This window comes from Hamadaea flava (genome assembly GCF_024172085.1).
GTDB classification, from domain to species: domain Bacteria; phylum Actinomycetota; class Actinomycetes; order Mycobacteriales; family Micromonosporaceae; genus Hamadaea; species Hamadaea flava.
Genome location: NZ_JAMZDZ010000001.1, coordinates 7,370,469 through 7,386,641, shown reverse-complemented (window position 1 = coordinate 7,386,641; position 16,173 = coordinate 7,370,469). Strand labels below are relative to the sequence as shown.

Sequence of the window (16,173 nt, the reverse complement as noted above, 5' to 3'; positions counted from 1 at the left end):
CCGTACCTAGTCCCGTACCGGCGGCGTGGGCAGCGTGTGCGCGGTGAACCCGCCGCCGCCCGCGGTCCGGCTGGTCAACCCGGCCAGCCCGCTGACCGGCTGGCGTTCGTAGATCCGGTTGGCGTTGTTGGTGTTGCGGAACAGGATCAGCCAGGTCTGCCCGGTGGTGTTGGTGATGGGCACCAGGGTGGGATCGGCCGCGGCGGTCTCGAACAGGTCGGGAATCGCCGGCGACCAGTCGCCGAAGACTCCCGAGCCCTGTGCGGTCTCCCAAGCCAGCATGATCTGGCCGTCCGGGCTGCGGGTGACGACCGCGGTGCGGCCCAGGACCGGGTCCAGCACCGCCGACGGCGAGCCCGCCGACTGGTACGCGCCCAAGGTGGTCCACTCGGCCGGGAAGACGCCGGTGGTGTCCTGCTGCTTGGTGAGGACGACCCCGGTGGCGGTACGCACGAAGACCCGCATCCGGTAACCCGGAGACACCACGACGGCTGGCGTCCCGGTGGCGTCGACGTCGCCGAGGCTGGTCCACGCCGACAGGATTCCGCCGGTGTAGGTCGCGGTCTGCACCGCTCCGTCGGTGTCGACGGCGAAGACGCGGATGCCGTCGCGGGTGGCCGCCGTGACCGGCGTACCGGTCAGGTTCTTGTCGCCGAGGTTGCGCCAGGCGGGCGCCAGGCCCGACGGCGTACGCATCCACAGTTTGCCGTCGGCGTCGACGGCCAGCGCCGAGGTCAGTCCGTCGGTGACGGCCAGCGTCGGCGAGCCCGCCATCGAGCCGCCGAGGTCGGACCAGGCGGTCCAGGTCGCCGCGCCCACCGCGGTCTGGCCCCGCGACCAGATGTCGGAGTCGGAGTAGCGCACGGCCAATTCGAGCTTGCCGCTGGCGGCCTTCGTCAGTGCCGGCCGTCCGGTGAACGCCTCGTTGCCGGACATGACGGTCCACTGGACGGAGCCGAAGTTGTCGACGTCGGTCTGATGTCCGATCAGGACCCGACCGATGTTGTCGGTGAAGGCGTAGTCCACCGTTCCGAGCGAGGCTCCCGCAACCGGGGCGGCCTGGACGCCGACCGTCGGCGCGTACGCCTCCACCGGCGCGACCGGGATCGGGTCGGCGAAGTAGCCCTGCACGTCAGCGACCACGTCGATGGCAGTGCTTCCACCGTTGCGCAGGCGTACCTTGCCGTCGGTGCCGGGTTTGACGATCACCAGGCTGCCGCTGGTGCTGTCGGCGTTGAAGTGCGCCTGGCCCGCCGCCGGGGCTTCGGAGCTGCCCACCGGCCACATCCGTAGCCAGCCGGTGCCGGTCGGCCCGACCGCGGACAGGTTGACCACCACCGCCGCCACGCCCCGGGTCGGCATGCCCAGCCGTCCGGTCAGCTGGAAGTCGATGGTGCCGTTGGCGGGGATCGCCGTGGTCTGCCGGGTGTCGAGGATGCGCCCGGTGGCCAGGCGGAATCCGGCGCCGGTCGTCGGCGAGGCGGTGAAGTAACCCTCCATCACGATCACCAGGTCGACGGCGGCGCTGCTGCGGTTGGTCACGGTGATCTGACCGGCCGAGGAGAGCTTCACCGCGGCGAACGACGATGACGTGCCGGTCTCGAAGTTGAAGGTGGACCGGCTGGATGACGTTCCGGCGGGGAGCACCGTCAGGTAACCGGCGTCAGTGGCACTGGGGACGCAGATGCCGATGGCGACCGCGGCGGCGCCGGCCGGGACCAGGCTGCCGGTGAGGGAGATCGTCCGGGTCGCCCCGGCGGCGATCTTGGCTTCGGTCGTGCCGACCCCGGTACGCGTGTCGACGACCTTGGTCTGGGTGACCGGGACGAATCCGCCGCCGGTGCTGGCGACCGTCGTGCGGAAGTAGCCCTGCGCGACGATGACCACGTGCGTGCTGCCGTTGGCGTTGCTGACGACGACCTTGCCGGAGGGTCCGGGCGCCACGGTGAGAGCGTTGGACATGTCCTGCCCAGCGGCCACGGTCAGCATGGTGATGCCGGGGTCGCTCTGGCCGTCGGGCCACAGCCGCAGGTATGTGCCGGCGGTCGGGTCGACCGTGGCGACCTTCAGCAATACCGCGCTCACGCCGGTGGCCGGGATCGAGCCGACGCCGAGCACCGGGAACGCCTTGGTGACGTCCGCGCCGACCTTGCCGGTGAAGCCACCGGTGCCGTCGCGGGTGTCCATGACGACGATCGGGGCGCTGAACGGGACGAAGTCGCCGCCCAGGCCGGCGGCGTCGGCCCCGGCCGGCGTGGACTGGGCGAGGTCGACCGCGCCCAGTGCCAGGACCAGCCCCAGGGCGGCCAACATATTGCGTAACTTCACTGTCTCTCCTTGCGTATGGGAGCGCCCCGCCGTGGGGCACGGCGGGGCGCTCAGGGGTGATCTCCGGCTAAACCGGCGGTGCGGGAAGGGTGTGGGCGGTGAATCCCCCGCTGCCCGCCGAACGGGCGGCCGGCGACGACAGACCGGAGGCGCTCGCCCGCTGATAGACGCGGGTGGCGTTGTTGACGGTGCGGAACAGGATCGCCCAGGTCTGTCCGGTGGTATTGGTCAGCGGCACGATCGTCGGATCCGTCGCGGCCTGCTCGAACAGGTCCGGGATCGCCGGCGACCAAACGGCGAACTCGCCCGAGCCCTGGAGCGTCTCCCACGACACCAGCACGTTCCCGGCGGAGTCCCGAGCGACCACGGCAGTGCGACCGAGAACCGGGTCGAGGACGGCGGACGGCGCACCGGCTGCCGGGGAGCCGCCCAATGACGTCCACGCCTCGGGGAACACGCCGTCGGCGTCCTGATACTTGGTCGCGATCGTGCCGTCGGCCTGCTGCGCGAACAGCCGGATCCGGTAACCGGGGTAGACGACCGCCGCAGGTTTGGTCGCACCGGTCCCGCCGAGGTCCACCCACGCCGACAGGACGTCGCCGGAGTACTCGGCGGTCTTCACCGTGCCGGTGACGGTCCGGATGAACAGCCGGACCCCGGTTCGGGTGGCCACGACCGTCGGCGTACCGACCAGACTCTGCTTCGCCAGGGACTTCCAAGCGGGGATGGTGCCGGCCTGCTGGTATACCCACAACGCTCCGTCGGTGTCCACCGCGAACACCGCCATGACGTTGTTCGGCAGCCGGGTCAGCGCGGGCGCGGCAGCCATGGAGCCGCCGAAGTCCGCCCACGCGTTCCAGGTCGCCGAGCCCAACGCCGACTGCGTACGCGACCACACGTCGGAGTCGGAATAGCGGACGGCGACTTGAGCTTTGCCGTCGGAGAGCAGTGCCAGGGAGGGCTGGCCGGAGAACGCCTCGCTGCCCGACACGACAGTCCACTGCACGGAGCCGAAATTGTCCACATCGGTCTGGTGACCGATCAGGACCCGGCCGATGTTGTCGGTGTAGGCGTACTCCACCATGCCGAGCGCGGCGCCCGCCACCGGACCTGTTTGCAGGCCGACGGTCGCGGCGTACGACTCGGTCGGAGCCGGCGGAACCGGGTCACCGAAGTACCCCTGGATGTCGACGACGATCCGGGCCGTGCCGGCGTTGTTCTTGATCCGGATCGTGCCGTTGGCACCCGGCTTGACGATCGCGAGGGAGGCCACCGTCTTGTCGGCTCGGTTGTGCACCTGGCTGATGTTGGGTTCCGTGGTGCCGGTGGGCCATACCTTGACACTGCCGGCGGCGCTGGGGCTCGCGACGGTGACGTTGACGATCGCCGCGGCCACCCCCCGAGTCGGCATGCCCAGCTTGCCGACCACCTGCACGTCCACCGTCGCGCCGGCGGCCAGGGCGCTGCCGCTGTCATACAGCCGGGTGGTCGGGACATAGCGGTAGCCGGCGCCCTCACTGGTGCTGGCGGTGATGTAGCCGTACGGCGCGATGACCAGGTCGATCGCGCCCGAGCTTTGGTTGAGGAAGGTCACCTGGCCGGAAGCGGACAGCGGCAGGGACAAGGCATGCGAGTGATGCCCTGTCGGGACGAAGTTGAGCGCCGACTGCGTCGGTCCGGCCGCGCCGGCCGGTACCGCGCCGAGCCATCCGGCGGCGGTCACGTTGACCGCGATGACATCGGCCAGCACGGCCTTCGCGCCGGTGGGGATCACCCCACCGGTGAGCGTGATCGTGCGGGTGGCCTTCGCTGCGATCTTGGCCTTGGTGGTGCCGAGGCCGTCCCGGGTGTCGACGATCTTGTTCTGCGACACGGGGACGAACCCGCCCCCGCCGCCAGGTGTGGACAGGAAGTACGCCTGCGCGGTGACGACGATGTGCACGCTGCCGGAATTGTTGCGGACGGCGATCCGGCCGTTGGCGCCGGGACGCACGACCGCGGTGTTCGAGACCTGCTCGGTGCCGCTGATGTTCAAGTGCGACACACCGTTGGGCGTGGTGCCGTCCGGATAGACCCGAAGCCAGCTGGAACCGGTGCCGCTCGTGGTGACCAGCCGGACCAGCACGGCGCTGACTCCCGAGGCGGGGATGCCGCCTACGCCGAGCACCGGGAAGCTCACCACCCCGGCCGCGCCGACCACGCCGGTACGCCCGCCGGTCCCGTCGCGAGTGTCGAGCAACTCGGCGCCTTTGGGTAGTGCCACGTAGTCGCCGCCGAGGCCGGCCGCGTCGGCGGCCGCCGCACCAGGTCGTACCGCCACCGCCGTGGTCAGCAGCAGTGCCAGCACCGCCAGCAGCCGCGGAAGGCGGACTTCTCGTCTTCGTCCGTCGGTTGTCACGTCTTCTCTCCAGGGCTCGCTTCGGTCATCACGCCTGATGGTTCGTCGCTATCTGGCTCGGCTCAGCAGCCGGCCGACTTTTCGGATGCCCACCCGGGCGCCGACCATGCCGGCGACGAGTGCGACCTCGAAGCCGGAGTGTCCTATCGGGACTTGGCCGCCGACGAGGTCGTCGATCGCGTTTCCGCCGTGCTGGACGTACGCGGAGTACTCGTGGGCGTCCTGGGCGAACTCGTCGGCGATGTGCTCGGCGGCGTCCATAGCGGACTTGCGGGTGCTGTTGGTCGCCATCTGCACCGGTTGGCGCTTGAGCACCTGCGGGGGTCCGTCGAAACAGGTGCATTTGCCGCCGGGCTTCTTGGCCTTCAGCGCGGCCGGCAGCGACGCCGCCTGGTGGACTGGGCACGCCCCGGCTCCGTCGTTGTGGACCAGCAGGTTCAGGCCGGCGAGCACCACGAAGAAGGTGTGCAGGGTGTCGACGGTCAGGTTGTAGACCCGCTTGTGCTCGGTCCACTCTCGGGTGCCGACGGTGGTGGCGACGCCTCCGGTGGAGGTCTGCAACGCCTCGTCGGGGTGCAGGTCGCCGGCTTCGACCCACCGCTTGGCCTCGCCGTCCCAGAAGGGGTGTCCCCGGGTGGCGGTGACGGTGGCGGTCGCCGCGTCAGACTTGGCGACGCCCGTGCCGGTGCTGGTGTCGACGGTGACCTCGACGAGGTCCTTGCCGCCCTCGCCGACGATGACGTGGGTGACGGCGAAGCCCCCGCTACGCCCGGTCGTCGGATCGGTGGCCAGCACCTTGTCCCCGACAGCCACCTCGTCGATCCGCTTGGTCGACCCGTCGGCCATCCGCACCAGGGTGGCTCCGTCGAAGCTGTTGCCGACGGCGCAGGAACCCAGGTCCGCCACGTCGTCGCCGACCTTCTTCACCTCGTCGAAGACCTTGGAGCCCGTCTTGACCGCGTCGACCACGTCGTCGCCGTGCCGCACGACCAGGCTCGCGGCCCGAGCGGCGCGTACTGCGCCACCGCCCGCGCCGCCGAGGGCGTACCCGGCGATGGTGGCCGCCGTCCAGGCGCACGCCTCCAGGTCGCCCTTGGTCACGCAGTTGACGAGGTCGGTGACGCCCACCGCGTCGGCGGCGACGCTCAACGCCGTCTTCACGTAGGGGGCGGCGGCTTGGGCGAAGTCGGCCACCGCTTCGGCGGCTTGGGACACCGTCTGCACCACCGCGCCGGCTGCGGTCACCGCCGTCTGGTAGACGGCCTTGGCGGCCTTCACCGTGTCGACGACGACGTCTCGTACGACGGCGACCACGGCGGCGGGTATGTGCGCGGCCGCCGACACGACCTTCTTGATGGTGTTCACGACCGGTTTGAGCACGGCCGCGACGACCTTGACCGGGTTGTGCTTGACGGCGTACTCGATGACGCTGCGGGCCTTCTCGGTGATCCGCTTCTTGGCCTCGTACACCGCCCGGCGGGCCTGCTCGGCCTTCTGCCGGGCCCAGGCCGCCGTCGACGACGCCACACTGCGGACCGTCGAGGACACCCGGTGGTAGGCGTAGGAGACCTTGCGGCTCACCCAGTGATAGGCGGTGCTGACCTTGCTGCCGACCCAGCGGACGGCGCTCTTGGCCTTGTGATAGACCCATTTCGCGGCCGAGGAGACGGCGCTGGCCGCCCGCTTGACTGCCGAGCCGACCCAGCTGGCCACCGACCGGACGCCCGACCACACGTAGCTCGCCGCGCGCCGGACGCCCGACCAGACGGACGAGGCGACTCGCTTCACGCCCGACCAGACGTGGGAGGCGGTTCGCTTCACCGTGTTGACCACTGACCGGCACCAGCCGCAGGACGGCCAGTTCCCGTCGGGATCGGCATTCGCCAGCGGGTCGCCCGCGCCGTAGGTGTAACGGTTGGCCAGGATCGAGTCCCCGGTGTCGTAGTCGACGGTGTCGCGGGAGGTGAACGCCCCGGTGCCCGGCTCGTACCAGCGGGCGCCCATGTCGACCTGGCCGGTGGCCGGATCGGTCCAGTCCCCCTGGAAGCCGAGGTCGCCGGTGTCGCCCTCCTTGGCGGTCACCTGGCCGAACGGGTCGTACGCCTTGGAGTCGGCGACCCGGGACATCGTGGTGTCGTCCGGGTCGATGCCGGCCACCACGTCGCCGTGCCCGTCGCGGATCGCCAGCATCTCCTCGCCGCCCTTGGCGATGCCCACTACCTCGCCGGACGGGCCCCGGGCGTACTGGCCGGAACCGTCGGACACGACGTCGTCGCCCATGCCCGCGTACAAGAAGGTCATGCCGTTGCGGGTGGCCACCCGGTCGAGGGCGTCGTAGGTGTAGGTCTGGCTGCCGGCCGTCGTGAGCCGGTCGAAGGCGTCGAAGGTGTAGCTCTCGGTCAGGCCGGAGCTGGTACGCGAGGCGAGCGTGCCGCGCGCCGTGTAGGTGTAGGTGTAGTCGGTGTCCGACAGCAGCCGGTTGCGCTGGTCGTAGGTGGCGGTCTTCGAGCCGGCGCGGGTGCGGTTGCCGGAGGCGTCCCACGCGTAGGCCACGGTGCCCTGCGGCCCGGTCCACGAGGTGAGGCGGCCCGCCTTGTCGTACGCGTAGGTGTTGTCGCCAGCCCCGGCCGTGCCGGTGGTGATCTTGCGGGTCAGGTGGTCGTCGACGTCGTAGCTGTACGCGATCGACGCGACCGCGGTGCCGCCGCCGTTGCGGGTGGTGTCGGTGGCGACGCGGGAGAGGTTGTCGTAGGTGACCGACCGGACGCGGCTGGAGCCGTAGTCGATGCTCTTGAGGAATCCCGCCGCGTCGTAGGTGTAGTTCTGGCTGGTGCCGGTGATCCCGTCGCGGGTCGACGACAACCGCCCCTTCGTGTACGCGTAGGTGCTGGCCCCGGCCGCGTCGGTGCGGCTGGTCAGCTGTCCGTCGACGTTGTAGCCGAAGCTGGCCGAGCCGCCGCGCCCGGCGGAGGTGAGCAGGTTGCCGCGGTCGTCGTAGGTGAACGTGTCGGTGCCGGCCGCGGAGGTGGCCTGAGTCATCCGGCCGGCGATGTCGTAGCCGAACGACTGCTGGGCTGTGCCGGCCCCGGCGGCGGCCTCGGTGATGACCCGCCCGGCCGCGTCGTAGGTCTGGCTGGTGGTGATCCCGCCGGGTGCGGCGAGCCGCACGGGCTGCCCGGACGCGTCGTAGGTCAGCGTCCAGGTCCGGTCGGCGGCGGTCGGGTGGGCGGTGGTCGCCGGTTCGATCTGCGATTCCAGCAGGCCGAGGCTGTTGTAGGTCATGAGGGTCTGATTGCCCCGGCCGTCGGTGTACCGGGTCTGGTTGCCGGCCGCGTCGTAGCCGAAGCCGGTGGTGATGGAGGTCGTGTCGGTGACCGGCTCGACCTGGCGGATCAGGCGATCGAGCGCGTCGTACGCGTAGGTCGTGGTGACTCCGCCGGGGCTGGTGGAGGAGAGCTGGTTGCCCACGGCATCGTAGGTGTACGTCTGGGTACGCAGCACTGTGCCGTCCGGGGCGACGTCGGACTCGGCGGTCACCTGACCGAGCGGGTCGTAGTCCACCCGTTCGGTGCGGCCGAGCCCGTCGCTGGTCCGCACCTGCCGCCCGTCGTTGTCGTACCCGTAGGAGATCTTCGTCCCGCTGGGGTCGGTGACCTGGATCAGCTGACCCTGCCCGTCGTACGCGTTGGTGGTGACGTTGCCGCTGGGCGAGGTGATCGACGTGACGTTGCCTGCGTCGTCGAAGGCGTACCGGGTGGTCAGCGTCCGGGCGGTCGGGTATCGCTCCACGATGGTCGAGGTGACCTGGCGGTCGAGGTCGTCGTAGGTCGCCTCGGTGCGCGCCCCGTTGGGTCCGGTCACCGAGAGCAGCTCGCCCGTACGCGTATAGGTGCGCCGGGTGATCGCGCGTTCGGTGTCGGTCGCGCCGGGCTCGTCGGTGGCGGTGAGCCGCCCGAGCTGGTCGTAGGTGTAGCGGGTGGCGTGACCGAGCCCGTCCATCTTCTCGAGCATGTTGCCGGCGGCGTCGTAGCGGGCGGTGACGGTGGACTCGGTCGCGGTCAGCGCGCCGGGCGCCCGGTAGGACGGCGCGACGCTGCTGACGACCCGCCCGAGCTGGTCGTAGTCGTTCCGGGTGATGTTGCTGCGCTCGTCGCGGTAGCTGACCGCTTCGTCGAACGTGTTGAATCCGGTGAGGATCGTCGGCGTGACGGTGGTGGGCGCGCCGCCGTCCTGCTCGACGCTCACCGAGGGCGAGATCGCCCTGATCCGGCGGCCGAGCTCGTCGTTGGTGTAGGTGGTGGTGCGCCCCAGCGGGTCGGTGGTGGAGGTCAGCAGCCCGCGCTGGTCGTAGGTGCTGGTGCTCACGCGGGTGGTGGAACCGGCGGTGACCGTCTGCCGGATGGCGTTGCCGGTGTCGTCGTAGACGTAGTCGGTCTGCTCGGTCGTGGTGGCGAGCACCCACGGCACGTTCGACGGGCGGCCGGTGCTGGTCGTGCGGGTGACGTTGCCCATCAGGTCGTAGGTGTAGGTGGCGGTCAGCGCCTGGCCGCCGGGGTCGGTGACGAGACTGGCGATGTTGCCGACCTTGGTGAAGGTCCGCTGGGTCACCTGGGTGCCGTTGGCGGCGGCCTGGCGCGACAGGTTGCCGGCCCCGTCGTAGGTGTCCTCCTCCACGACGTAGTCCCGCGTCGTGCCGTCGGGGTTGCGCAGGTTCTTCATGACGATGCGGTACAGCAGGTCGTCGCCGTAGTACTCGTACTCCAGCCGGCGGCCCATGGCGTCGGTGTCGCTGGCCAGCCGCCCGGCGTAGTCGTAGGAGTAGGTGTGCAGCGTCAGGTAGTCGCCGACGGTCGGGCCGCCGTCGCCCTTGTAGTCGCGCAGCCGGACCTCCGACAGCGCGTTGCGGGCGGTGTACGCGTAGTCGTACCGGTTGCCGTTGGCGTCGACGACCGTCGTCTCGTTGCCGTACCGGTCGTAGTTCTTCACGGTCTCGTTGCCGGCCGCGTCGACGATGCGCACCGGGTGGTTGAAGTCGTCGTACTCCCAGGTGCTCACCCGGGTGGCGTCGGCGCCGGCGACGTCGTCGACCTCGACCTTTATGACGTTGCCGTCGGCGTCGTAGGTCGTGATGGACTTCTTCTGGTGGGTCTGCCCGGTCACGGCGTCGCTCGTCACGGGTTCGGTAGTCGTGACCGGCCGCGACAGAGCGTCGAAGGTGTAGGTCGTGACCAGCCCGGACGGGTACGCGTCAGAGATCTCGGTCTCGGTGGCGGTCCGGCCCAGCGCGTCGTACGTGTAGCTCGTCTGCAACCCGGACGGCTGCGTGACGCGGTACAGGTCGCCGTTCTGGTAGTAGGCGTACCGGGTGATCTTGCCGCGGGCGTCGGTCGTGGTCAGCAGCAGCCCGGCCGGGACGCTGCCGCCGCCGTACGCCGCTTCCCCGCCGGTGCTGTAGGTGTGGCTCACCGTGCTGCCGTCGGGGTTCGCCTGGGTGGCGAGCTCCCCGAACGACGTGTACGCGTACGTCGTGCGATACGTCGCGTCGGTGGCACTGGCGGAGCGGGCGTCGCGGGTCTCGGTCGGCAGGTCGTTACGCGGATCGAACAGGTCGGTCACGGTCGCCGGATAGGTCGAGTAGCTGGTGAAGCAGACGGTCGACGTGCGGCAGGTACGCGTCGAGACGACGTTGCCGCGCGCGTCGTAGGTCATCCGGGCGGCGTCGCCGTTCTCGTTGGTGACCACCGTCTGGTTGCCGTCGGCGTCGTACTCGAACGTGCGGATCGCCATGCCCTCCAGCGGATGCCGGACGAACACCGGCCCGCCGGCGTCCCCGGGGATGACGGTGCAGAACGACGGGTCGCTCGGGTCGGGCGCGGTGCAGACCTCGGTCGGCGGTTCGGCCGGCGGGTCGACCGGCAGGGAGAGGTCCTCCTCGCGGGTCTCCAGCCCCATCGGCGAGCCCGAGCGCAGCAGCTGGCCGGTCATCCCGTCGTACTCGAACAGGTAGGGGCGGTTCGACGGGTCCAGGATCTGCACGCTGCGGCGCAGGTCGTCGTTACCGCCGAAGACCAGCGGGGCGCCGATCTGCCACGTGCCGCCGTGCCGGTCGGTGTGCTTGACGACCCGGTCGGCCGCGGTGTCATAGCTGAACTCGGCAGCCACCTTGCCGCTGGGCAGGGTGATCGACGACAGCTGGCTGGCGCCCGCGCCGTAGCTGTAGTGCGCGGCGACCGCCGTCAGGCCCAGCGGGTGGGAGTAGACGGCGACCTCGTCGATCGCGCCGGTGAAGTAGCGCCGCGACGCCGAACCCCAGCCCGGCCAGGACGCCGGCGTGGTGGCGTACGCCGCGCCCACCTGGTTGAAGGTGAGCAGCGAATGCTCCACCGTCATGCCCGTACGCTCAGCGGCCTTGGCGCCGTCGAGCCACAGCGTCTGCGTACCGCCCATGATCGACAGCACGGCGTGGTGCCAGCGGCCGTCGTTGACGGTGGCGGTGGACGCCAGCGGGGCGATCGTCGTCCCGCCGAACTGCCCGTACAGCTTGCCGTCGGTGCCCACGTAGAGCAGCGGCACACCGGTGGTGGAGGTGGCGCTCAGGTCCTTGTCCTGGTAGCCCAGCAGCGGTCCACCGCCGCCGGTCGCGGTCGGTTTGAACCACAGCTCGACCGCGCCGTCCCGGGACTTCTTCAGCGCGCCCTTGGGCAAGGTGACAGCGGAGGAGGTGCCGTTGAAACCGGCGGCGGTCTCCTGGGTTCCGGTCAGCGCACCGGCCTGGGCCAGCGTGACGTTGGCGTAGGTGGCCGCGTCCTTGCCGAGGTTCACGGCGACCTCGCTGGCGGCGGCGGTGCCCTGCGCCTCACCGAGCCGCCAATAGGACTCCGGTTTCGCGTCCAGCACCCCGCTGCGATAGTGCGATCCGGCCGTGTACGCGTACCGCGTGCACGCGTTGCCCGGCGCGCACACCGAGGTGAGCTGGTCGCCGCTGTAGGTGTAGGTCCACGTCGGCGCGGTGCCGCCGACCGGATCGGTGGCGACGGTGGCGATGTGGTTGCCGGACCAGGTGAACACGATCGACCGGCCGGCGGTGTTCGTCTGGCTGTTGGAGACCCGGGCGCGGGCCAGCTTCCCGTCGGTGGTGCTGTAGGTCAGCACGATCGACCGCAGCGCGGCGTCGGTGATCTTCACCAGGCGACCGCCTCCGGAGAACTGGTAGACCATCTTCGCCTTGTCGGTCAGCGCCCACACGGTTCCGTTCCAGGTCAGCGATGCGGTCCGGCCGGCCGGCGCGGCGAAGGTGCCGTCCGGGTTCTTGCCGAAGCGCACCTGCTGCCCGTCGGGATAGGTGACGGTGACGTTGCCCGACCCGTCGTCGTCGGCCACGACCCGCATGTCGTACCGGGTCCACCAGCCGGCCCCGAACAGGCTGTCGCGCCGGGGGTCCAGGCTGTTGTAGGTGCGTACCAGGTTCAGCTCGGGACCCACGGTGCTGACCGTGGCGTCCATCGCGACCGTCGTGACGTTGCCGGTCTGCGCGTCGAACTCCCGGTCCTGCTCGGCGCTGGCCGACGCGGCGATCCGGGACGTGATCTCGGGCTGCGGCACGGCGGTGAGCAGCGTCGACTGCGGCGACGGCGTCTCGTTGGAGCCGTCCTTGACGGTGACCTTCCAGACGAAGGTCTTGCTCCACGTCAGCTTGCCGCTGGGCACGGTCCAGGCCGTCTTGGCCTGGAAGCCCGAGTCGAAGCAGCCGGTCGTGCCGCCGGTGGCGGTCTGCTGGCAGACCTCGAACTTGTAGCTCAGCGTGACGCCGGGCGGCGCGTCGATGTCGACCGCCCGCGCCCACAGCTGCGGCGACAGCGTCTGCGCCGAGTAGCCGTTGGGCGGGTACAGCTCCTGCACCACCGGCGGGATGTCGATGACCTCCAGCACCATGCGCGCCGGTGCGACCTGGTGGTCGGTGAAGACCACCCCGCCGGCGCGGACCATGGTGAAGTCGAGGAAGTACCGCCCCGGCGGCAGCCGTTTGATGGTCGCGCTCAGCGTCACCTTCGCCCCGCGTGCCACGCTGCCCGTGAGGTCCGCGGCGCGCTGCTGGCCGACCGCCGCACCCGTCCTGGCGTTGTACGCGCGATAGGCGAGGTAGTAGCCACCCGCGGACCACGCTTCGGCGCTGCGGTTGGTGACCGTCACATTCACCCGGCCGTCCTGGTTCTGCAGCACCGGCGGGTTGGGCACCGGGTTGGAGATCTGGTACGACGCGTTGTAGGGGCTGTGCGTCACGTACAACCGGGGCGGGTTGGCCGTCGACGGACCGGCGAACCGCTTGCCGCTCGATGCTCCGGTGAGCGCCCGCAACGACAGGCCGTAGTTGGCCTGATCGCCGTTGACCCACCGCTGCACCAGGTCCGCGCCGGAACCGCCGAGGTCGAACACCTCCCCCGCCGCCGGGCAACGCGACGTGCTCTCCCCGAAGGCGACGTAGCCGTGGGCGAACGACTTGCGCGCCAGCGAGCCGCCCACTGACGGACCCGGGTACGAGTACCCGGTGCCCGGGCTCCACGCCGAGGTCACCGGGTGCACCGTCACCGGGCGGGCCGAGCAGGAGTCCGAGTCGTAGTTGACCACTACCAGCTGCGCGCCGAAGATCGTGTGGTACCGCAGCCGGTCCACCAGGCCGGCGAACTTGATGTAGGACGCGGTGTTGACGCCGTTGACCGTGCCGACGCGCAGTTCGCTGGAACCCGAGGCGGAACTCGAGCCGCTGACGTACATCGCGGAGTCGGCGCCGTCGCTGGCGACCGGTAGTTTGACCGTCGGGTCGACGCGTACGGGGAACACTCGGGCTCGATCGAGCAGCCAAGCCTTGTCGACGCTCATCCGCAACACCGGTGAGCCGCCGACGGTCAGCAGCTCATAGCGGACCGCACTCTGGGGGGCGCTCGCGCCTGTCGCGTCCACGACATAGCCCGGCGGAATCACCGCGCGCGCCGTACCGCTGGCGTCGGCCAGCACCACCGCGCCGTCACGCACCGAGGCGGACAGCCCGTCGAGGCGCAGCGGGAAGTCATAGCTACGCGCGGCCGCCGCCGAGCGCAGGACGAGCGTCTCCTTCAGCTCACCCGGAAGCGACTGAAGCTCGACGTCGATGCCAGGCAACACGTTTTGGTACGCCACAAGCGATCCGTCGGACCGACCGGCGACCGCAGCCGCGCCCGACAACCCGTACGCGATCGACTGCCCACCTGCGACGGTGAAGCTCGCCAACGCCCGCGCGTCGGCGCGACCAGCGAACCCGATCCGCACCTCGTCGGCGGTGTTACGCCAGCCCGAGACGGCGTCACCGGACAACCGGGCGTCGATGGGCTCCCACGTGCCTGCGGCGGACTTGTAGTTGACGCGCGCGGTGGAGAACACGGTCGTCTGCGTACCGTCCGGGTTCACATAAACCTGCTGGTACGCGTCCCGCCGGTCGGACAGCTCCTGGCTGCTTCCAGCCAGATAGCCCTGCGCCTTGGTCACTGGCCCCGTCTCGACCGAGGCGACGTTGGACGGCGCGACGGCGTCCTGCGACAGCTCGTGCTCCGGATACCGCGACCGCTGCGAAGCGGGGATGACGCGGTTCGTCTTCTGCGCAGCCCCACCTCCACGAGAGGTTGAGCTACCCGAACCCTTCGCTCCGGTCCACTCCTGCTGCGGCGACGCACCGGCCCCCTCAGCGGTGGTGCCCGGGGTGTCCGGCCGAGTCCACTTCTGCATGCCCGACACCCCGCTGGCGGCTGTGGTGAACAGCATCAGCCCGGACAGCGACAGAGCAATGAGCTGTAAGCGGCGCGACCACATCGTCTTGGGTCGGCCGGGCATCTCGGGGTAGCCGCCATGCATCGCAGACCTCCGCGCGCAAGTCGTCCTGGTCACATCGCCGGATGGCGATGTATCCAGTTAGATATCGCGGCGCTTGGCGGCGAAAATTCGCGTACATCGAATCGTTATGAAGCGTGAGCGTTCAACCACTCCCCGCACTCGGCTGAACATCCCCTGCAGCCGCCACTCCCTCCGCTCCCCCGCTCCCCCCGCGTACGCGTCGACGCGACCGGGTGCAGATCACGGTTACGCATGCTTCACCGAGCCGGTTTGGCATGCGTAACCGTGATCCACATCGAGCACGCGCGGCGGTGGGAGGGAGTGATGGTGAACGATCGCGCGGAGCGATTCGACGGAATAGCATCCCCGCCGGCGAGGTCCGTTCAGGACTTCCCGGGGAGGATGCAATGCGCCGAAGGACGATCTTCAAGGCAGCCGCGGCGTCCAGCGAAGCGTCATGTCGGGCAGGTTCTCCATGTTGCGATCACCGTCGTTCGTGTCGAGGACGGTGAAACCGTGGCGCTCGTAGAACGCGCGGGCCTCGGTGTTCTGCTGAAAGACGTGCAGGGACACCCCGCCGCGGCTGTGCCGCCTGACCTCGTCGAGCAGCAGCGTGCCGATTCCCGTCCGACGGACGTCCGGGCGTAGATAGAGGTGTTCGAGCAGGTCACCGTCAAGGGCCGCGTAGCCGACGATCTCCGCATCACGCACTGCGACCCAGGTACGGCAGTGCTTGAGCAGGACGTCCTGGACCCATCGGGTCACCTGCTCATGATTGCGCTTCTGCGGGGGCAGATAGGGCATGGTCGCCGACCGGGAGGTCATGTGGATGCGCGCGATCACGCCTGCGTCTGCCTCCTCCGCGAATCGGATCCGTGTCTCGCCGTCATCACTCACGCCAGGAACCTACAAGATCGGCAAAGACTGGATCCAGCGGCCAGCGCCGCGAACCGCCAGTCCCCGACCACGGGGGCCCAGCAGCGGCCGATGCCACGACCCAAGGGCTCACGCCGCAAGGTTGTCAGAACGCCGTGGCATGCACCTGCACCGGCAACCCCGACCGTGACATAGCCATACGCTCCAACGGCAGTCCGATCTTCTCCGCAACCCGCTGCGACGGCCGGTTGTCCGGCCGGATAATCGCGATGAGCCGCTCCGCCCCGAGGACGTCCCGCGCGTAGTCGCGGCATGCCGCCGCGGCTTCGGTCGCGTATCCCAATCCCTGCAGATCCGTCCGGACGTGGTAGCCGACCTCCAGCTCGACCACGCCCTCGATCTCCTGCGGCGTGAGCCCGCAGTCACCGACGAACTCGCCGGTGTCCAGCAGCGTGACCACCCACAGCCCATACCCGTGCTCCCGGTAGAGCCGCTGGTTCCACTCGATCCACGCGAGCGCCTCGGCCCGCGTCTTCGGGCTGGGGTAGTACCGCATCACCGCGGGATCGCCGAGCAGTCCGGCCATGTCGTCGAGGTCGTCGGCGGTCATCAGCCGAAACGCCAACCTCGACGTGGGTGACGGAATCTGTGGAGTATTCACTCGTCCTCCGGGAATGGGCGGCCTACCATCTTGGCACAAAACGGGCCTA

At 69.9% G+C, this 16,173-nt stretch carries 5 protein-coding genes; all 5 read right to left on the bottom strand.

Annotated elements, in window-relative coordinates; genetic code table 11:
- Positions 1 to 6: 6 nt before the first annotated feature.
- The 5 genes from HDA40_RS34575 to HDA40_RS34555 all read right to left on the bottom strand — a co-directional run bounded on the left by HDA40_RS34575 (position 7) and on the right by HDA40_RS34555 (position 16,124).
- Positions 7 to 2,328: a DUF8189 domain-containing protein gene (locus HDA40_RS34575; protein ID WP_253761994.1), complete on the bottom strand. Its 2,322-nt coding sequence runs from the start codon at positions 2,326 to 2,328 to the stop codon at positions 7 to 9.
- 67 nt (positions 2,329 to 2,395) lie between these two features.
- A complete protein-coding gene (locus HDA40_RS34570; RefSeq protein WP_253761993.1) occupies positions 2,396 to 4,726 on the bottom strand; it encodes a DUF8189 domain-containing protein in 2,331 nt (776 codons plus the stop codon).
- Positions 4,727 to 4,774: 48 nt separating this feature from the next.
- On the bottom strand, positions 4,775 to 14,608 hold the full coding sequence (locus tag HDA40_RS34565; RefSeq protein ID WP_253761992.1) for a LamG-like jellyroll fold domain-containing protein: 9,834 nt from the start codon (positions 14,606 to 14,608) through the stop codon (positions 4,775 to 4,777).
- A 405-nt stretch (positions 14,609 to 15,013) separates the two neighbouring features.
- Positions 15,014 to 15,484, bottom strand: a complete 471-nt coding sequence (locus tag HDA40_RS34560; RefSeq protein WP_253761991.1) for a GNAT family N-acetyltransferase — start codon at positions 15,482 to 15,484, stop codon at positions 15,014 to 15,016.
- A gap of 124 nt (positions 15,485 to 15,608) precedes the next feature.
- Positions 15,609 to 16,124, bottom strand: coding sequence for a GNAT family N-acetyltransferase (locus HDA40_RS34555; RefSeq protein WP_308197799.1), 516 nt, complete (start codon positions 16,122 to 16,124; stop codon positions 15,609 to 15,611).
- Between the last annotated feature and the right edge of the window lie 49 nt (positions 16,125 to 16,173).